This window comes from Streptomyces sp. CNT372 (genome assembly GCF_000377145.1).
In genome coordinates this window covers 18480-37897 of the sequence record NZ_KB897796.1, presented here as the reverse complement: position 1 = coordinate 37897, position 19418 = coordinate 18480, and the positions used below count along the sequence as shown (strand labels likewise).

The 19418-nt window shown below is 70.1% G+C and carries 12 protein-coding genes and 4 pseudogenes; 12 read left to right on the top strand and 4 right to left on the bottom strand.

Annotated elements, in window-relative coordinates; genetic code table 11:
• Window positions 1–99: 99 nt before the first annotated feature.
• The 3 genes and pseudogenes from C593_RS0127845 to C593_RS32775 all read left to right on the top strand — a co-directional run.
• Window positions 100–849: an IS5/IS1182 family transposase gene (locus C593_RS0127845; protein WP_018850611.1), complete on the top strand. Its 750-nt coding sequence runs from the start codon at window positions 100–102 to the stop codon at window positions 847–849.
• 332 nt (window positions 850–1181) lie between these two features.
• The gene (locus C593_RS0127840; RefSeq protein WP_158686879.1) at window positions 1182–1472 is read left to right on the top strand and encodes a hypothetical protein; all 291 of its coding nucleotides are present in this window, start codon (window positions 1182–1184) and stop codon (window positions 1470–1472) included.
• A gap of 494 nt (window positions 1473–1966) precedes the next feature.
• Window positions 1967–2515 (top strand): annotated as a pseudogene (locus C593_RS32775) (transposase); the annotation flags it as partial.
• Window positions 2516–2605: 90 nt separating this feature from the next.
• Here C593_RS32775 and C593_RS0127835 read toward each other — a convergent pair.
• Window positions 2606–2812 (bottom strand): annotated as a pseudogene (locus C593_RS0127835) (ATP-binding protein); the annotation flags it as partial.
• Window positions 2813–2831: 19 nt separating this feature from the next.
• Here C593_RS0127835 and C593_RS34025 point away from each other — a divergent pair.
• The 3 genes from C593_RS34025 to C593_RS32165 all read left to right on the top strand — a co-directional run bounded on the left by C593_RS34025 (window position 2832) and on the right by C593_RS32165 (window position 5869).
• The gene (locus C593_RS34025) at window positions 2832–3266 is read left to right on the top strand and encodes a transposase (protein ID WP_486591199.1); all 435 of its coding nucleotides are present in this window, start codon (window positions 2832–2834) and stop codon (window positions 3264–3266) included.
• Window positions 3267–4265: 999 nt separating this feature from the next.
• The gene (locus C593_RS34020) at window positions 4266–5522 is read left to right on the top strand and encodes a hypothetical protein (protein WP_018850607.1); all 1257 of its coding nucleotides are present in this window, start codon (window positions 4266–4268) and stop codon (window positions 5520–5522) included.
• 164 nt (window positions 5523–5686) lie between these two features.
• A complete protein-coding gene (locus C593_RS32165; protein WP_078521966.1) occupies window positions 5687–5869 on the top strand; it encodes a transposase in 183 nt (60 codons plus the stop codon).
• Window positions 5870–6166: 297 nt separating this feature from the next.
• Here the strand turns inward: C593_RS32165 and C593_RS32765 are convergent.
• A pseudogene (locus tag C593_RS32765) lies at window positions 6167–6253 on the bottom strand (IS5/IS1182 family transposase); the annotation flags it as partial.
• 366 nt (window positions 6254–6619) lie between these two features.
• Here C593_RS32765 and C593_RS30710 point away from each other — a divergent pair.
• The 5 genes and pseudogenes from C593_RS30710 to C593_RS0127795 all read left to right on the top strand — a co-directional run bounded on the left by C593_RS30710 (window position 6620) and on the right by C593_RS0127795 (window position 15623).
• A pseudogene (locus tag C593_RS30710) lies at window positions 6620–8658 on the top strand (thioredoxin domain-containing protein).
• A gap of 172 nt (window positions 8659–8830) precedes the next feature.
• Window positions 8831–10102, top strand: a complete 1272-nt coding sequence (locus C593_RS0127810) for a glycosyltransferase (protein ID WP_026278139.1) — start codon at window positions 8831–8833, stop codon at window positions 10100–10102.
• Window positions 10099–11826 (top strand): phospholipid carrier-dependent glycosyltransferase, encoded by a 1728-nt coding sequence (locus C593_RS0127805; protein WP_018850603.1) that lies wholly within the window; start codon window positions 10099–10101, stop codon window positions 11824–11826. Before C593_RS0127810 ends, C593_RS0127805 begins: the two co-directional genes overlap by 4 nt.
• Entirely contained in the window at window positions 11823–13061 is a 1239-nt protein-coding gene (locus C593_RS0127800) for a glycosyltransferase family 2 protein (protein WP_018850602.1), read from the top strand. Before C593_RS0127805 ends, C593_RS0127800 begins: the two co-directional genes overlap by 4 nt.
• A gap of 129 nt (window positions 13062–13190) precedes the next feature.
• Entirely contained in the window at window positions 13191–15623 is a 2433-nt protein-coding gene (locus tag C593_RS0127795; protein WP_018850601.1) for a galactose oxidase-like domain-containing protein, read from the top strand.
• 349 nt (window positions 15624–15972) lie between these two features.
• Here C593_RS0127795 and trhA read toward each other — a convergent pair whose 3' ends face one another.
• On the bottom strand, window positions 15973–16650 hold the full coding sequence (gene trhA, locus C593_RS0127785) for a PAQR family membrane homeostasis protein TrhA (protein ID WP_018850599.1): 678 nt from the start codon (window positions 16648–16650) through the stop codon (window positions 15973–15975).
• A gap of 270 nt (window positions 16651–16920) precedes the next feature.
• Here trhA and C593_RS0127780 point away from each other — a divergent pair, with 270 nt between their 5' ends.
• Window positions 16921–18744 (top strand): phosphoenolpyruvate carboxykinase (GTP), encoded by a 1824-nt coding sequence (locus tag C593_RS0127780; RefSeq protein WP_018850598.1) that lies wholly within the window; start codon window positions 16921–16923, stop codon window positions 18742–18744.
• Between the two features lie 208 nt (window positions 18745–18952).
• On the opposite strand, the gene C593_RS0127775 is transcribed toward C593_RS0127780, so the two are convergent.
• Window positions 18953–19336, bottom strand: a complete 384-nt coding sequence (locus tag C593_RS0127775; protein ID WP_018850597.1) for an SCO4983 family protein — start codon at window positions 19334–19336, stop codon at window positions 18953–18955.
• Between the last annotated feature and the right edge of the window lie 82 nt (window positions 19337–19418).

Sequence of the window (19418 nt, the reverse complement as noted above, 5' to 3'; positions counted from 1 at the left end):
GTGACGCCGGTCGGGTCGTGGTGAGGGCCGCAACGGACAAAGCCCCCGTGCCGTTGAGGGAGGTGTTCGAAGTCTCAACCCACCGGCACAGGAGCCCTGTTGGTTCCCTATCCTGCCGCACTCGACCTCCCTCACGACCTGGTCGAGTGGGTCACCATGCTCATCGTCACCCGTGAGGGTGACCGCCGCTGCAAGCTCCCGCCGCACCAGCGTGCGCTCGTCGCTCTGGTGTACCTGCGCCGCCACGACACCCTCGCCCGGATCGCGGCCGGGTTCGGGATATCCGTCGGCACCGTCCACGCGTACGTCACCAGCGTGACCGGCCTGCTCGCCGAACGAGCCCCTGGCCTGCTCAAGACCCTGCGCGAGCACCATCCGGACTTCGTCCTGCTGGACGGGACCCTCGCCGAGTGCGACCGCGTAGGGGACAGCCGGGCGGACTACTCGGCCAAGCACCGCCGGCACGGCGTGAACGTCCAGGTCCTCACCGATCCGGTTGGTGAGCTGCTGTGGATCTCGCCCGCCCTGCCGGGCCGCACTCGTGATCTCACCGCGGCCCGTACCCACCGGATGATCCAGATCTGCGAACGCCAGGGTGTCCCCGTCCTCGCCGACCGTGCCTACACGGGCGCCGGCCCCTGGGTCACCACCGGACTCAAACGGCCGCCGGGTGGTGAGCTCACCCTCACCCAGCACGCCGTCAACCGGGCCCTGGCCGCAGCCCGGGCACCAGTCGAACGCGGCGTGGCACGGCTGAAGTCCTGGCAGATCTTCCGCAGATCCCGCATCAGCCCGAACCGCATGACCGTCATCGCCAAAACTCTCCTCACCCTGGAGATGCAACGCTGAAAACACTCAGTGCACCGCCCAGACGTTCGGTCACACAGAGGGCCGAGGCGGTGAATGCGGTGCAACACTGTGCGCTTGTGAAATCCGGATGAGAGAGCCCGGTTGACCGGAGTTCCGCCGTCCCCAGCACGGGATGCCTGCCTCGGCGAGGGCGTCGATCCAACGATTGCCCAAGGTCAGGAGGAAAATTCACGTTGGCGATTAAGTAGTTCACAACCTATCTGCGCCCCGAAGCGAGCTCTTGGCGCTGTGTGTAGCAACGCGCTTCTCCTCCACGCACATGCCCCCAGAAGGGGATTGTTCGCGGCGCCGGTGGCTCCTAGCGTGACCGCATGAACGATGGCGACTCTTCTACACGATCACTTCTCGACGCGTCGCATGTGGCGCTGGAACTACTGCGGGCGCGTGCGACTGGTGGCGCCGAGGAAGTGATTGCCCACAGGCAGCGTGTCGCAGCCAGAACCTTCCTCGGGGTGGAGCCCTCCTACGAGATCCGGGTTCTGCTTGCGGCTCTGACCCAGGTCAGCCTGGTACTTGTCCCCGATGACGTGAACCCCGTCCAGCTTTTCGATGAGTTCGAGTTCTCATTAATCACCCAAGCGTCCGGCCCTGAGCTCGAGTAAGGGCCGCTGCCGGCGGCCACGGCGTGAACCACGAGGTCGGTGCCGGCGATGGTGTATCGGTCGGTTTCCGGGCAGTAGGTGCTACCGGCACGCGAAGGTGGGCGCAGTAGGCTCACAGGAGTGCGAACTGGGGCGCCCGCCGGCGGGTCTCTGCTCCTTCTACGCTCCTCTGCGCTGCCGAAGACCCCCACGCGCCTGAGGGCCGGTGTGTAGGCGCACGAGCAGTAGAGCAGACCAAAGAAATGACTCACGCATCGCTCTCGGCCCCGTGAAGAGCGGCACCCTGCGCATGGTCAGTCCAGGAGGACTTCGCGGTGTGTGCGTATCAGCGCGCCCTGCCCCTCCGGCGGCCGTGCCCAGGTCGACGTCAGTCCCTGCGCTGACTGGCTGTTCTCTAGCCGTGTGCGTGGTCGGTCGGGGCGCGAACAGGGTGCTGGATCCGGTGAGCTGTCGGGTGCACGGGCATTAAGGAAGGGCCTCTTGGTAGCTCGCGGATGTCGAGTCCAGCGAGAAGCAAGAGGCCCTGTTGTCGAAGTATCGCGTGGTCACGGTTGCCGGGTCCAGTCCGTCCACTCCTAGGAGTGGGCTGTCTCGCCCACAGGTTCGGAAACGCGGCCGACCGGCCGGGGAGCCGGCCCCGGCACGGCTCGGACATGAGCGATGCCGAGTGGGCTCTGGTGCGGGATCTGCTGCCGGTTCCGGGATGGCTGGCGGGCCGGGGCGGGCGGCCGGAAGTGTACTGCCACCGGCAGATGATCGACGCGGTGCGCTACCTCGTCGACAACGGCATCAAGTGGCGGGCGATGCCGTCGGACTTCCCGCCCTGGCCACGGGTGTATGCCTTCTTCGCCCGCTGGCGGGATGCGGGACTTGTGGCCGAGCTGCACGACCGGCTGCGTGAGGCGGTCCGCGATGCCGAGGGCTGTGACCGGGAGCCGAGTGCGGCGGTCATCGACTCGCAGTCGGTGAAGGCGGACGCCACCGTCGCCCTCACCTCGCGGGGCTTCGACGCGGGCAAGAAAGTCAACGGGCGCAAGCGTCATCTACTCACCGACACGCTCGGTCTGCTGCTGGCCGTGCTGGTCATGCCTGTCAACGGCCATGTAGTTCTCCCCGCCCTGGGGTGGTGTGGGTCAGCTGAAGGGCTTCACTCCCTTGCCGGTGGTGGCCTCGGTGAACCTGAAGGAGTCACCCTGAGTGACGGTGAGGTGGGCACGGTGGAGGAGTCGGTCGACGGTCGCGGTGGCGAGGGTCTTGGGCATGATTTCGTCGAATCCGGACGGGTGGAGGTTGCTGGAGACGGCGTTCGAGCGTCGTTCGTAGGCGGCGTCGACCACCGACCGGGACGCCGCCCGCTCCCTGCTGGCCCTGGCCAGGGGCCGCTTCGGGCAGCTGGCACGGGTCTGGGCCGACGGCGGATACACCGGCCACCTCGTCGACTGGAGTGCAACGCACCTCGGCCTCGTCCTGGACATCGTCCGCCGCAGCGACGACATGCGCGGCTTCCAAGTCCTTCCCCGCCGCTGGGTAGTGGAAAGATCGTTCGCCTGGTGGCTGCGCAGCCGACGCCTGGACCGGGACTACGAGCGGCGCACCGACACCAGCGAGATGGTCATCCTGTGGTCGATGACCATGCTCATGAGCCGCCGCCTGGCCGCCCTGGGGCAGGGTCCCGGCCGCAGCCGGTACATGCTGCGGGAACACCGGACCTCGTACGGGCTCGGACCGCCACGCCCGCATCAGAGACATGAACCGACTCAACCAGCACTTCGACCAACTGCGGTAGCAGTCTGACCAGTTCAACAGAGCACAACGACAGGCTGCCCGCTACACGGACCGGCTGACCGCGTCACCAAGATGATCTCCGGCTACGAAATTCTTGCCAGAGCCACAAAAACGAGTACGCCGACATGTGGCTGCGCTCCGCATCCCCACCAGCCCTACCGGCCTCGGCACTTCCTCCGCCCGGCTTGGCTGCCCTCTGACCCCGCCGCGCCGGCAGCAAGTCCGCACCTCGCCCGCCGGCCCCGGACCGGCGAAACATTCCACCCTCTCCTGCACGGCGTTATCGAGGCGAACTTCCCGTCGGAATCACCTTGACCGGCCGTTCCACGCCTCTGTCGTCCGGTATCACGGAGCCGCTCCCGGCGACCGGGGCGCGCATGCGCGCCACATTAACCGGCGTAGCGGTCCGTTCCTGCAGCTCCGTGATGGAGAAGAGAAGGACACGGTGGAGACGCAGCCGCGCTGCGGTTTGGGATGGCATCGAACGCCAGCTGCTGCACTCGGGTGTGACGGGTGGTCATGACTCCTTTGACAGCGAAAACGTGTGACACGCACCCGCCGCTGTTTGGATGGGTGAAGCCATTTCGCACACGAAGAGAAAGGGCGCAGAGCCGTGCCTTATCCGCTCAGAACCGGCGTACCCTTCACTCCCCAAAGACTCGCTCCCGCCCGCACTGGCGCCGTGCGGGGCACGATCCTCGGCGTCAGCGTCGTCGCCACCACCGCCTGGTCACTCTGGTTCGCACCCGCCGTTTACGCCGCCCAGGCCTCGGCCCCGCACTACTGCACCATCGACACCTCCACCGGGCGAACGACGATCACCTGCCCCTACGTCCTCGGGACACCGTCCAGGCCGACGACACCGGCGACACCATCACCATCAACGGCACCAACCAGGGCACCGTCCTCGGCGGCGCCGGGGACGACACCATCACCATCGCTGGCCCTGCCGGAACGCGTGGCACGGACGGCGCCGCAGGGTCTGGCAGCTCAAGCGGCGGCAACGGCATGCCGGGCGGGGCGGGTGGACCGGCGAACGCTGGCGTCATCGACGCCGGGGCGGGCATCAACCACATCACGCTGCGTGGCGGAGCCGGTGGCTCGGGTGGCAACGGCGGAAACGGCGGCACCCACAACAGCGGCGCTGACGCCGACGGCGGCGACGGCGGGGGTGGCGGGACGGGCGGGGACGGCTCCTCCGCTCCCACCGCCACCGAAACGGTCCACTCGACAGGACCCGGTGACATCCACCTCACCGGCGGCCCGGGTGGCGCGGGCGGCGACGGCGGAGAGCGCGGCGACCCGTACGTCGAAGACGGCCGTCCCGCTCGCGGCGGGGACGGCGGAGCCGGGAACCGCACGGCCCAGATCACCGCCCACGCCGCCGCCGTTGCCGCCAACGGCGGAAACGGCTCAGACGGAGGATCCGGCGGGGCCGGGAACACCGGCACCATCACCGGCGGCACCACCACCACCACGGGCGGCGACGGCGCAGACAGCACCCGCTTCCGCGGGGGCGATGGCGGGGCCGGGAACACCGGCAACCTCACCGCCAGCACCAAGGCGGACAGCACCGGCGGGAACGGCGGAAGCGGCAGCGACGACTACGTCCCCACATCCGGTGCAGGAGGAGCGGGCAACACCGGCGCCATCAACGCTCCCGAAATCGCCGCCACCGGCGGCAACGACACCGCGAGCGAAACCGGCGGACGCGGTGGCAGCGGGAACACCGGCACCGTCACCGCAACGGCAACGGTCACCCTTACCGGCGGCAACACGGGCGTGTCTAACAAAGCCGGAGGACACGGGAACACCGGCACCGCCACCGCCCCCAATGTGACCGCCACCGGCGGCAACGGAGAAGGCGGAGGACCGGGCGGCGACGGGAACACCGGCACCGTCACCGCCACCACCTCCATCACCCTCACCGGCGGAGCTAGCGGACCCGCGGACGAGCCCGGGGGGCCCGGCGGAAGTGGCAACAGCAACCGCGTCCTCACCACCGGCATCGCGAGCCTCACCAGAATGACCGGCGGTGCCGGAGGACCCGGTGCCCCCGGTGGTGACGGGAACGCCAGCACCGGAACGTTCACCGGCGGACCCGGCGACGACATCGTCGTCGCCGCCCGCGGCACCGGCACCAACGACGCCACCGTCGCCGGCAACGCCGGCACCATCAACGGCGGAACCGGCATCAACACATGCACCGTCCGCGGCGGCAACACCGGAACCGTCACAAACTGCACCCTCGCCCTCGAACCCTGACCCACCCCACCTGCGGCATCGGAAGCGGACGGGCTCTGTCAATCGAACGGTCCTGTCTAGCATTCGGTGGTAACGGAGGGTGGTGTTATGAAGCTTCCCCTTGATGTTGGACACCTGGAGACTGGGACGTGAGGTTCCAGAGGAAGTAGTGCCAGGTGGGAAGTATGAGCAACCGCAGCAGGCGGTACTCGGAGGAGTTCAAGCGTGACGCGGTCGCGCTGGTCCGCTCCTCTGGCAGGACCGTCACCGAGGTGGCCCGGGAGATCGGGGTTCAGTGCCGAGGGCCTGCGGAACTGGGTCAAGCAGGACAAGACCGACCGGGTGCAAGGGACGCCTTAGCGAGCTGATGAGCGCGGAGCGGGAGGAACTGCGTCGGCTGCGGCGGCAGAACCGTGAACCGGCCGAGACGATCGAGGTGCTGCGAAAAGCGGCGGTCTTCTTCGCGAAGGAGAGCGATCGGTGAACGACGTGTACGCGTTCATCGAGGCGGAGAAGACCACCCATGCTGTCGCTCTGTTGTGCTGGCTGCTGAAGGTCGCCCGGTCCTCCAGGCCCGCCTCCGCGGCATTCCGCGCCCCGGGGCAGCTACCGGCGCGTGAGCCACGGTGGCGTACGCCCAGCAGGAGCTGGACAGTGAGCCGTTTTCAACCTTGGTTTGAGCAGGTCAGGTGGAGGGTGAGGACGGCCTGGACAAGGCTGGTGATGCGGGTGGCGCTGCACCGCAGCTTGCGGTGTACCGGTGGACGATCACGGCGTTGTGGCGAGCCGCGTTCCTGTCGTTGCGGCGGTGCTGGTTGGCCACGCCCTTGCCCGCAGACCACGCGGAAGTGGCGGCCTTCTTCTTGTTGTGCTTGCGCCAGTCGTCCGAGATGCGGGAGTACCCGATCAAGAAGGGGGTGTCGGGGTGGAGGCGGGCAAGCTCCTCCGGCGGTGCGAGCCCGGCGGGCCTGCCGCGCAGCTCAAGATCGTCCGGGCCGGTTTCGTCGAGCGGAGCGCAGGACATGGCGTGTTCGCGACTGATTGTGCTCAACGACTTACTCCTGACCCGGCCGCGCGAAAGCTTCGCGGGGCGGTTCGGATCATGGGACGATGCCGGTATGAACCGACTGGCTAACGAGCAGTCGCCGTACCTACTCCAGCACGCTTCCAATCCGGTGGATTGGTGGCCATGGGGAGAGGAGGCGATGAATGAAGCTAAGCGGCGGGACGTACCCATCCTTCTTTCGGTGGGCTATGCGTCCTGCCACTTATGCTTCTGTAAGTTTACTGGTGTCACGTCATGGCGCACGAGTCCTTCGAGGACGACGACACCGCTGCGTATATGAACGGACACTTTGTGTCCGTCAAGGTGGACCGTGAAGAGCGTCCCGACGTGGACGCGGTGTACATGGAGGCGGTGCAGGCCGCGACCGGGCAGGGCGGCTGGCCGATGTCCGTGTTCATGACGCCGGACGGGGAGCCGTTCTACTTCGGGACGTACTTCCCGCCCGAGCCCCGGCACGGCATGCCGTCCTTCCGGCAGGTTCTGGAGGGCGTGAGCAGCGCGTGGACCGGCCGGCGGGAGGAGGTCGCCGAGGTGGCCGGGAAGATCGCCCGGGACCTGGCCGAGCGGGAGCTGGTGCACGGCGGCCAGGACGGGCCGCCCGGCGCCGACGAGCTGGCGCAGGCGCTGCTGGGGCTGACCCGGGAGTACGACGAGCGGCACAAGGGCTTCGGTGGGGCGCCGAAGTTCCCGCCGTCGATGGTGATCGAGTTCCTGCTGCGCCACCACGCCCGCACCGGCGCCGAGGGCGCCCTCCAGATGGCGGCGGACACCTGTGAGGCGATGGCCCGCGGCGGGATCTACGACCAGCTCGGCGGCGGGTTCGCGCGCTACGCGGTGGACCGCGAGTGGGTTGTCCCCCACTTCGAGAAGATGCTCTACGACAACGCCCTGCTCTGCCGCGCCTACGCCCACCTGTGGCGCTCCACCGGCAGCGAACTCGCCAAGCGGGTCGCGCTGGAGACCGCGGACTTCCTGGTGCGCGAACTGCGCACCCCCGAGGGCGGGTTCGCCTCCGCGCTGGACGCGGACAGCGACACCCCGGACGGCGGGCACGCCGAGGGCGCGTACTACGTGTGGACGCCGGCGCAGCTGCGCGAGGCACTGGGGGACGAGGACGCCGCGCGGGCGGCCGGGCTGTACGGGGTGACGGAGGAGGGGACCTTCGAGGAGGGCGCCTCGGTGCTCACGCTCGCGGCGGGCGGGCCCGACGAGGGGCTGCGGGCCCGGCTGCTGGCCGCCCGCGAGGAGCGCCCGCGCCCCGGCCGGGACGACAAGGTGGTGGCCGCCTGGAACGGGCTGGCGATCGCCGCGCTCGCCGAGACCGGCGCGTACTTCGACCGGCCCGACCTGGTGGAGCGCGCCACAGAGGCGGCGGATCTGCTGGTGCGGGTGCACATGGACTTCTCCGCCGGGGGCGTGCGGCTGCACCGGACCTCGAAGGACGGGCGCGCCGGGGCGAACGCGGGGGTGCTGGAGGACTACGCGGACGTCGCGGAGGGCTTCCTGGCGCTGGCCTCGGTCGGCGGCGAGGGGGTGTGGCTCGAATTCGCCGGGTTCCTTCTGGACATCGTTCTGGACCGGTTCACCGGGGAGGGCGGGGCGCTGTACGACACGGCGCACGACGCGGAGCGGCTGATCCGCCGGCCGCAGGACCCGACGGACAACGCGGCCCCGTCCGGCTGGACGGCGGCGGCCGCGGCCCTGCTGTCGTACGCGGCGCACACCGGCAGCGCGTCGCACCGGACGGCGGCGGAGGGCGCGCTCGGCGTGGTCAGGGCGCTCGGGCCCCGGGTGCCGCGGTTCGTCGGCTGGGGGCTCGCGGCCGCGGAGGCGCTGCTGGACGGGCCGCGCGAGGTGGCGGTCGTGGGGGAGCCGGGGGACCCGCTGCGACGTGAACTCCATCACACGGCACTGCGGTCGACGGCTCCCGGCGCGGTCGTCGCCGTGGGGGTGCCGGGGGGTGGCGAGTTTCCGCTGTTGCGCAACAGGCCGCTGGTGAACGAGAGTTCGGCGGCGTACATCTGTCGTATGTTTGTGTGCGAGACACCGACCGCAAGCGCAACGGAACTTGCCCGAAACCTCACCAACTGAGTCCGAAACAGCGGAATTTATCGGACGGGCACCGGAACGCAATCCTCCGCCCCTACAGTCCTGAACGACCCGCGGTGTGCGCGCGTACTGGGGAGTGCTTGCGTGCGGGTCGAGAGAGCGCCGGACGGCCAAGGGGGGTCCTTGCCGCGGCGCAGGGGGCCTAGGGGGGCTTGTGCTCATATCGGTCATTGTCGTTGCCATTTCCGTGGCACTTTTCTGGATGGCGGCGTTCACGCTCTGGTGGCAGATGCACGCCTGGCGGACGCCGGAGACGCTCGCGTCGACGCGGTTCGACCGGCCGGACGGCGGCGCGGGCCTGTCGTTCTCGCTGCTGCTGCCCGCCCGGCACGAGCAGGCGGTGCTGGAACACACCATCGAGCGGCTGCTGGAATCCAGCCACTCGAACTTCGAGATCATCGTGATCGTCGGGCACGACGACCCCGAGACGGCGGCCGTCGCCGAGCGCGCGGCCGCCCGGGACCCGGTCCGGGTCCGGGTCGTCACCGACACCCACGAGGCGAAGAACAAGCCGAAGGCGCTGAACACGGCCCTGCCGTACTGCCGGGGCGACATCGTGGGCGTCTTCGACGCCGAGGACCAGGTCCACCCCGAACTCCTCGCGCACGTCGACCACGCCTTCACCACCACCGGCGCCGACGTCGTCCAGGGCGGCGTCCAGCTCATCAACTTCCATTCGAGCTGGTACAGCCTGCGCAACTGCCTGGAGTACTTCTTCTACTTCCGCAGCCGGCTCCACCTGCACGCCGAGAAGGGCTTCATCCCGCTCGGCGGCAACACGGTCTTCGTCCGCACCGATGTGCTGCGCGAGGCCGACGGCTGGGACCCGAACTGCCTCGCCGAGGACTGCGACCTCGGTGTCCGCCTCTCCTCGGTGGGCAAGAAGGTCGTCGTCGCGTACGACAGCGACATGGTGACCCGGGAGGAGACCCCGGGCACCCTGATGAGCCTGCTGAAGCAGCGCACCCGGTGGAACCAGGGCTTCCTCCAGGTCTACCGGAAGAAGGACTGGAAGCAACTGCCCACCCGCGGGCAGCGGTTGCTGGCCCGCTACACCCTGATGTCGCCGTTCATGCAGGCGTTCACCGGAGTGATCATCCCGGTGAACGTCGGGGTGGCGCTCTTCTGCGACGTCCCCGCGGGCATCGCCATCGTCACCTTCCTGCCCCTGATCACGGCGCTGGTCACCTTTGTCTTCGAGGTCGTCGGACTCCATGACTTCGGGGTCGCCTACGGGCTGCGCGTCCGGTTCGTGCACTACCTGAAGCTGATCGTCGGCGGTCCGTTCTACCAGCTCATGCTGGCCGGCGCCGCGGTCCGGGCGGTCTGGCGCGAGCAGCGCGGCAACAACGAGTGGGAGCTGACCAGCCACGTCGGCGCACACCTCACCGAACTCAACGAGACCCGAGAGGACGCCCGCCGGTGACCACGACCCTGCCTCCCGTCCCGGAGACCGACGGCGCCGGCACCGGGACGCCCCCCGGCGCGACCGCCACCGCGACCGCCACCGAGACGGTCACCGCCCCCACCGCCCGGATTCCCGCCCAGCGGACGGGCGGCGGCCGGGGCCTGCCCACGCCCGACTGGGTCCGGCCGGTCGTCCGCTTCCGCAGTTCCCGCCCCGACCTGCTGCTCTGCGCGGGCCTGCTCGTCGTGATCATGGTCGTGCAGGCGTGGAACATCGGGAACTTCCCCGCCCTCAGCGACGACGAGGGAACGTATCTCTCCCAGGCGTGGGCGGTCCAGCAGGGCGAGGGGCTCGCCCACTACACCTACTGGTACGACCACCCGCCGCTCGGCTGGATCCAGATCGCGTTCCTCACCTGGATACCCTCGCTGATCGCACCCGAGACGATGACCGTCGCCAGCATGCGCGTGGTCATGCTGATCGTCAGTGCCGCCTGCGCGGTCCTGCTCTACGTCCTCGCGCGCCGGCTGTGGCTGCCCCGCTGGGCGGCCGGCCTGGCGATGCTCCTCTTCGGTCTCTCCCCGCTGTCGGTCGTCCTCCAGCGCGAGATCTTCCTCGACAACATCGCCGTGATGTGGATGCTGCTGGCGTTCTGCCTGGCCGCGTCCCCCAAGCGGCACCTCTGGCACCACTTCGCCGCCGGGCTGGCCGCCGCCGTCTCCGTCCTCACCAAGGAGACGATGCTGCTGGTGCTGCCCGCCCTGCTGGTCACCATGTGGCGCTACAGCCACCGCGACACCCGCAAGTTCGCCGTCACCGGAGCCGTCACCGCCTGCGCCCTGATCGGCCTGTCGTACCCGCTCTACGCGCTGCTGAACAACGAACTCCTGCCCGGCCCGGGGCACGTCTCGCTGATCGACGGCATCACCTACCAGATGAGCCGACCCGGCTCCGGGTTCATCCTGGAGGCCGGCACCGGCTCCCACGGGGTGCTCACCTCCTGGCTCTACTACGACGTCGTGCTGCCCGTCGGCGGTCTCGCCGGTGCCGCGCTGCTGCTGCTGACCCTGCGCTGGTCGGTCACCGCCCGGGCGCTGGCCGGCCCCTCCCTCGTCGTCGCCATCCTCGCCGTCGTCGCCCTGCGCCCCGACGGCTACCTCCCGGCGATGTACGTGATCCAGGCGCTGCCGTTCCTCGCCCTCGTCCTCGCGGGCGGCGCGGCGAGCGTCGCGCACGCGGTGCTGCGGCGCCCCACCGGACGGACCATCGCCGGCACCGAGCGCCGGCTGCGCACCGGCCTCGCCGCCGTCCTCGCCCTCGCCGGTCTCGTGTACGTCTCCGCGAGCTGGTACGAGGGCAACCGGGACGCCCTCACCAAGGACGCCAACGCCCCCTACCGGGCCGCCGCCGCCTGGATGGACACCGAGGTCGACGACCCGGCCCGCACCCGGGTCCTGGTCGACGACGCCCTCTGGCTCGACCTGGTGCACGACGGGTTCACCCCCGGCACCGGGGTGATCTGGTTCTACAAGGCCGACCTCGACCCGGCCGTGACGAAGACCCTGCCGCGCGGCTGGCAGGACATCGACTACGTGGTCTCGTCCCCGACCGTCCGGCGCGACGCGGCCGACCTGCCCAACGTCAAGGCCGCCCTGGAGCATTCGACGCCGGTCGCCGTCTTCGGCGAGGGCGAGGACCGCATCGAGATCCGCCGGGTGGACCCGGCTGGAGGCGAACTGTGACCACACCCCGCACCGGGGCCGAGGAGCTCGGCGACCCGGAACTCAGCGCCAACCAGGTCGCCGAACCCGGCGCCGTCACCCTCGTCATCCCCACCTACAACGAGTCCGGCAACATCCGCGAACTCCTGCGCCGGCTGACCGACGCGGTACCCGGGCGGGTGCCCTGCGAGGTCCTGTTCGTCGACGACTCCACCGACGACACCCCCGAGGTCATCCGCAGCGCCGCCCAGGACTGCCCCTTCCCGGTCGCCGTCCTGCACCGGGACACCCCGGCCGGCGGGCTCGGCGGGGCGGTCGTGGAGGGCATGAAGCGGGCCGGCTCGGACTGGATCGTCGTCATGGACGCCGACCTCCAGCACCCGCCCGCCCTGGTGCCCGAACTGGTCGCGGCCGGGGAGCGCGGGGCCGCGGACCTCGTCGTCGCCAGCCGCTACATCCCCGGCGGCAGCCGGGAGGGGCTGGCCGGCGGCTACCGGGTCGCCGTCTCACGCGGTGCGACCTGGCTCACCAAAGGGCTCTTCCCGCGCCGGCTGCACGGCATCAGCGACCCGATGAGCGGCTTCTTCGCCATCCGGCGGAGCGTGGTGACCGCGGAGGCCCTGAAGCCGCTCGGCTACAAGATCCTCCTCGAACTCGCCGTGCGCTGCCGCCCGGAGAAGGTCGCGGAGGTGCCGTTCGTCTTCCAGGACCGGTTCGCCGGGGAGTCCAAGTCGACCGCGAAGGAGGGCATGCGCTTCCTGTCCCACCTGGTCGGGCTGCGCACCGCCTCGCCGGTGGCCCGGATGGCCGCCTTCGGTCTGATCGGGCTGACCGGCTTCGTGCCGAACCTGGCCGCGCTGGCGATGCTCACCGGGGCCGGGATGCACTACCTCCCGGCCGAGGTCGTCGCCAACCAGTTCGGTGTCGCCTGGAACTTCGTCCTCATCGAGCTGCTGCTCTTCCGCGACCGGCGGCGGCACCGGCACTGGGCCGACCGGGTGGGCCGCTTCGCCCTCCTCGCCAACGCCGACCTGCTGCTGCGGATACCGCTGATCGCCCTGTTCGTGGCCCAGTTCGGCATGGCGGTGCTGCCGGCCACCGCGCTCGCCCTGCTGACCACCTTCGTGCTCCGGTTCGCCGCCACCGAGGCGCTCGTCTATCTGCCGCGCCGCGGGCGGACGCCCCGGCGCACCCCCCGGCGTACGGCCCGCCGCACGGCGCGCACCGAGGCGCCCGCGCTGGACACCGTCCCGTAAACGTCTGCGCCACCCCACCCCACCCCCACCCCCCTCGCTCGCACCCGCGCCGGCCCCGGACACCCGTCGGGGCCGGCGCGGGACCCAGCCACACCCGAGCCGCCGCGTCACCGCACGAAGGGAACCACCATGTCACCACCGCTCAGGGGCCTGCTCCGCCGCAGGCGCCGGACCGCGCTGTTCACCGTCGGCGCGCTGACGACCGCGCTGCTGGTGTCCGCGCCGCAGGCCGCGCAGGCCGGACCCCCGAACCTGATCTCCAACCCGGGCTTCGAGACCGCCGGCACCGGCCCCATGCCCGCCTGCTGGTCCCAGTCCGGCTGGGGCGACAACGACTACACCTTCGAGACGGTGGCCGACGCCCACTCCGGCACCAAGGCGATGAAGGTCGAGCTGACCCGCCGCGTCGACGGCGACCGCAAGGCGCTCATCACCGAGAACACCGTCTGCGCGCCGACCGTCGTGCCGGACAGGCAGTACGACCTCTCCCTCTGGTACAAGTCCACCACCCCCGACGTGGCGGTCACCCTCTTCCGGCGGGACACCCAGGCCAGCTGGCAGTACTGGACCGACCTCAAGACCCTGGAGATCAGCGCCGGTTACACCCAGGCCGAGGTCCGCACCCCGGTCGTGCCGCCGAACACCGACAAGATCGCCTGGGGCGTCTCCGTCTACGGCACCGGCTCCGTCACCACCGACGACTACGTGATGGAGGAGGTGACCGTCCCCGCGCCCGAACCCGGATGCACCGGCACCGCCGAGGAGTGCGCCAACGGCCGCTGGGAGGTCCTGCCCGTGCAGAACCCGGTGCGCTCCATGCACTCGGTGGTGATGCACAACGGCAAGGTCCTGCTGATAGCCGGCTCGGGCAACGACCCGGAACTGTTCGAGGCGGGCAGCTTCACCTCGGCGGTCTACGACCCCGAGGACGGCACCTACGAGGTCATCCCGACCCCGGACGACATGTTCTGCGCCGGCCACGTCCAGCTCCAGGACGGCAAGGTGCTCATCATGTCCGGCAACAAGGGCTACCCCTCGGCCGACGGCACCATCGGCTACCAGGGCTACAAGGACTCGTACATCTTCGACCCGGACACCGAGACCTACATCAGGACCAACGACATGAACGACGGGCACTGGTACCCGTCGGCCACCATCCTCGGCAACGGTGACGTGATCTCCTTCGGCGGTCTCAAGGAGGACTCCACCGGGTCGGTGACCGCGGAGCGCTTCTCGGCCGCGGACAACGCCTGGATGCCGCTGTGGCAGGTCAACCAGACCTGGTCGTACTGGGGTCTGTACCCGTCGATGATCCTGATGCAGGACGGCCGGCTCTTCTACTCCGGCAGCCATGTCTTCGGCAACGGCACCCCGGGCACCGGCTCCGCGATCTACGACTACGACGCCAACACCGTCACCGAGGTCCCGGGCCTGCAGAACAAGGACGAGCGCGACCAGTCCGCGAGCGTGCTGCTGCCGCCCGCCCAGGACCAGAAGGTCCTCACCATCGGGGGCGGCAACATCGACTCCAACCCGGTGGCCAACCGCCTGACCGACATCATCGACCTCAAGCAGCCCAACCCGCAGTACGTGCACGGGCCGCCGCTCCCGCAGGGCACGGTCGACATGGGCGACGGGCCCCGGCCGCAGACCGGCGCCGAGGGCAAGATGTACGTCTCCGCGGTGCTGCTGCCGGATGGCACGGTGCTGGAGACCGGCGGCGCGCTGCACAACCGTGCCAACCCGGTCTACTCGGCGTCGATCTTCGACCCGGTGACCGAGACCTTCGACCCGGTCACCCCGGACCCGGAGGCGCGCGGCTACCACTCCTCCTCGTTCCTGCTCCCCGACGGCCGGGTCATGTCGGTCGGCGACAACCCGGGCAACGGCTCCTGGAACCACAACGTGTCCGTCTACACCCCGCCGTACCTGCTCAAGGGCCCCCGCCCGCAGATCACCTCGGTGATCGACGGCGAGTGGACCTACGGCGACACCCAGCGGATCACGGTGGACCGTCCGATCGTCAAGGCGGAGCTGATCCGCCCGGCGGCGGTGACGCACTCCTCGGACCCGAACCAGCGCTTCGTGGACCTTCCGCTGTCGGTCGACGGCAACAACGTCGACCTCAACGTCACCAGCAACCCCAACCTGGCCCCGCCCGGCTGGTACATGCTGTTCGCGGTCGACGCCAACGGCGTCCCGTCGGTGGCCGAGTGGATCCACCTCGGCGGTCCGCCGGCGATGGCGAAGGACGCGCCGTCCGCGCACGTCCACGAGTTCGCCGACGCGCCGGCCAAGCCCGCGAAGAAGCCCGGCAAGAAGCGGTCCGCGCAGAAGGTCGACCCGCAGATCTCGGGCTGCGACCGGCACTACGGCAACGCCGGGGTGTGCGTGCCGACCGACTTCCCGAAGAAGGTCGCCAAGACCACGAAGGCGCGTTGCGACTGGCTGAAGGCCAACGACTACGGCCGGCTGAAGGTCAACGGCAAGGACGACCCGCTTCGCCTCGACCCGAACCGGGACGGGGTGGCCTGCGGCAAGGGTGACGTGCGACGCAGGTGAACGCGCCCGCGCGCGTGAGCCGCGCATGACACCGGGCCCTGTCCGCCCCGGGGCGGACAGGGCCCGGCCCGCTGTCCGGGCCCGGCCGGAGTCAGGAACCGCCGGTGCCCAGGGCCTGTACGTCGATCAGCAGCCCGGTCTCCTTCTGCTTGAGGGCCGCCGGGCTGTCCGGCACCGAGCAGAAGGCCCCGGCGTCCTCGTCCTCCTCCAACTCCCCGGGGGCGGCGGAGTCGGTGACATCAGACCCGTGCGGGCCGCATCAGACGGGCCGACCACGAGAGTTGGCCGGACGTGACGGTCGGACGTGCCGGTCGGGAGTGCCGGACGGGAGTGACGGTCGGACGTGCCGTCAGGAGTGCTGGTAGGCGACGAGCGAGATGCCGACGTAGTGGACGACGAAGGCGGCCAGCGTCAGCGAGTGGAAGACCTCGTGGAAACCGAACCAGCGGGGCGAGGGGTTGGGCCGCTTGAGCCCGTAGATCACGCCGCCCGCGCTGTAGAGGAGTCCGCCGGTGACCACCAGGACCAGCACCGCGATACCGCCGGCGCGCATGAAGTCGGGCAGGAAGAAGACGGCGGCCCAGCCCATCGCGATGTAGCAGGGCGTGTAGAGCCAGCGCGGCGCGCCCACCCAGAAGACCCGGAACGCGATCCCCGCCACCGCGGCGGCCCACACCGCCCAGAGCAGGACCCGGCCGGTGGCGTCGGGCAGCAGGAGGAGGGTGAGCGGGGTGTAGGTGCCCGCGATGATCAGGAAGATGTTGGCGTGGTCGAGCCGGCGCAGGACGGCGGTCGCGCGCGGCCCCCAGGTGCCCCGGTGGTAGAGGGCGCTCACCCCGAACAGCAGGCAGGCGGTGAGGGCGTAGACCCCGCAGGCTATGCGGCCGCGGGTCGAGTCGGCGAGGGCGGTGAGCACCACACCCGCGATCAGCGCCGCGGGGAACATCCCCGCGTGGAGCCAGCCGCGGAGCTTCGGCTTCACCTGTTGGAGGGCTGCTTCGGTCGCTTCGACGGCGGCGGAGGTCATGTCCCGCATGGTACCTACGCGACCGTAGGTAACGGGAAGCGGAGTGGCGGTCCTCACGCCGTGGGCGGGCTCCTGACGGGCCCGTCACCTGCGGGTCCGGGGTCGCCCCCGATCGAGTGGTGATGCTCACATGAGAGGCCCTCTGGACATATGCGCATGCGGCATCGATGATCAGATGAGTGCGGTCGGCACCGGATGAGCGCCTACGAAGCGTCCGGGTCGCAGCCCCCAAGGGGCAACCAACTACACAACCCTCATTTAGGAGCAATCGTGGCGCGTGACAACGCGGCTCCCGGCACCCTCCCGACCGGCCATCAGGAACTGATCCACTGGGTCGACGAGATCGCGGCGATCACCCAGCCCGACCGCATCGTCTGGTGCGACGGTTCGGAGGCCGAGTACGAGCGCCTCTGCGAGGAACTCGTCGCCAAGGGCACCTTCCGGAAGCTGGACCCGGTCAAGCGCCCCAACTCGTACTACGCCGCCTCCGACCCGACGGACGTGGCGCGCGTCGAGGACCGCACCTTCATCTGCTCCGAGAAGGAGGCGGACGCCGGCCCCACGAACCACTGGAAGGCCCCGGCGGAGATGAAGGAGCTCTTCGCGGGTGAGAAGGGCATCTTCCGCGGCTCGATGAAGGGCCGCACGATGTACGTCGTGCCCTTCTGCATGGGCCCCCTCGGCTCGCCGCTGTCCGCGATCGGCGTCGAGATCACCGACTCCGCCTACGTCGCCGTCTCCATGCGCACCATGACCCGCATGGGACAGCCGGTCCTGGACGAACTGGGCGACGACGGCTTCTTCGTCAAGGCAGTCCACACCCTGGGCGCCCCGCTGGCGGAGGGCGAGGCGGACGTCCCGTGGCCCTGCAACTCCACCAAGTACATCTCGCACTTCCCCGAGACCCGGGAGATCTGGTCCTACGGCTCGGGCTACGGCGGCAACGCCCTGCTCGGCAAGAAGTGCTACGCGCTGCGCATCGCCTCCGTGATGGCCCGGGACGAGGGCTGGCTCGCGGAGCACATGCTGATCCTCAAGCTCACCCCGCCGCAGGGCGAGGCGAAGTATGTCGCCGCCGCCTTCCCGTCCGCCTGCGGCAAGACCAACCTCGCCATGCTGGAGCCCACGATCTCCGGCTGGACGGTCGAGACCATCGGCGACGACATCGCCTGGATGCGCTTCGGCGAGGACGGCCGCCTCTACGCGATCAACCCCGAGGCCGGCTTCTTCGGTGTCGCCCCCGGCACGGGCGAGCACACCAACGCCAACGCCATGAAGACCCTCTGGGGCAACGCGGTGTTCACCAACGTCGCGCTCACCGACGACGGCGACGTGTGGTGGGAGGGCATGACCGAGGAGGCGCCCGCCCACCTCACGGACTGGAAGGGCAACGACTGGACCCCTCGGTCCGGGACCCCGGCCGCCCACCCGAACGCCCGCTTCACCGTCCCGGCCGCGCAGTGCCCGATCGCCGCGCCCGAGTGGGAGGACCCGAAGGGCGTGCCGATCTCGGCGATCCTCTTCGGCGGCCGCCGCGCCTCGGCGGTGCCCCTGGTGACCGAGTCCTTCGACTGGCAGCACGGAGTCTTCCTGGGCGCCAACGTCGCCTCCGAGAAGACCGCCGCCGCCGAGGGCAAGGTCGGTGAACTGCGCCGTGACCCGTTCGCCATGCTGCCGTTCTGCGGCTACAACATGGGCGACTACATGGCGCACTGGATCGACGTGGCCAAGGACAAGGACCAGTCCAAGCTGCCGAAGATCTACTACGTGAACTGGTTCCGCAAGAACGACGCCGGCAAGTTCGTCTGGCCCGGCTTCGGCGAGAACAGCCGCGTGCTGAAGTGGATCGTCGAGCGCCTGGAGGGCCGCGCGGAGGGTGTCGAGACCCCCATCGGCATCCTGCCGACCAAGGAGTCCCTGGACACCGAGGGCCTGGAGCTGGCCGAGGAGGACCTCGACTTCCTGCTCAAGGTCGACGCCGAGGTCTGGCGCGAGGAGGCCGCCCTGGTCCCCGAGCACCTGAACACCTTCGGCGACCACACGCCCAAGGAGCTGTGGGACGAGTACCGCTCCCTCGTCGCCCGCCTGGGCTGACGCACAAGCCTGGGGGATGTCCGGCGGTCAGGGCCGGACATCCCCCGGACCCTCGCGGCGGGCCCGTTCCGACATCCCGCCCTGACCTGTGGGTCGTCCCCGCCGGTCCGCCGTCCGCCGAGGCCCCCGGAGCACGAACTCCGGGGGCCTCGGCCTTTTCGTGGGTGGCACCCGGCCCGCGGCCTCCCCGGTCGCGGACCGGGGCCGGTCAGATGCCGACCAGGGGCCGGCTCTCCAGGGCGGCCGTGTGCGCGTCCATCCGCTGGGCGGAGAGGATCGCGGCGGCCGTGTCGGCGCGGGACGCGGCGACGACCAGGGCGCGGCCCGCGAGCGCGAGCGCCCGCCGGTGCAGGGCCTCGGCCCCGGCCCCGCCGCGGGCGGTGTGCCGGGCGGGAGGCGCGCCGCGCAGCCGGGCGACCTGGACCGCGATCGCCTCGGCCGCCTCGTCGAGCCCCAGCTCGTCGGTGACGGCGAGGAGCGCCGCGAGGTGCCCGGCGAGCTGGATGTCCAGCTCCTCCTCGCGCGAGCGGTGGGGGTACTCGGCGCCGTCGGCCGGGGAGTGGACCGACTTGGTGCGGATCGGTTCGTACATGGGGCGGCCTCCTGCTCTGTCCAGGAGACCATCCTACATTGGATCGAGTCTAAAGTTGGCGGGCTTCGGGAGATTCCTCCGC

Bases quoted from the DNA above. Each gene is read 5' to 3' on its own strand.
- C593_RS0127775 (WP_018850597.1), bottom strand. From the start codon at position 19,336: ATGTACGAACCGATCCGCACCAAGTCGGTCCACTCCCCGGCCGACGGC.
- C593_RS34020 (WP_018850607.1), top strand. From the start codon at position 4,266: ATGCCGGGCGGGGCGGGTGGACCGGCGAACGCTGGCGTCATCGACGCC.
- C593_RS0127840 (WP_158686879.1), top strand. From the start codon at position 1,182: ATGAACGATGGCGACTCTTCTACACGATCACTTCTCGACGCGTCGCAT.
- trhA (WP_018850599.1), bottom strand. From the start codon at position 16,650: ATGACCTCCGCCGCCGTCGAAGCGACCGAAGCAGCCCTCCAACAGGTG.
- C593_RS0127795 (WP_018850601.1), top strand. From the start codon at position 13,191: ATGTCACCACCGCTCAGGGGCCTGCTCCGCCGCAGGCGCCGGACCGCG.
- C593_RS32165 (WP_078521966.1), top strand. From the start codon at position 5,687: ATGAGCAACCGCAGCAGGCGGTACTCGGAGGAGTTCAAGCGTGACGCG.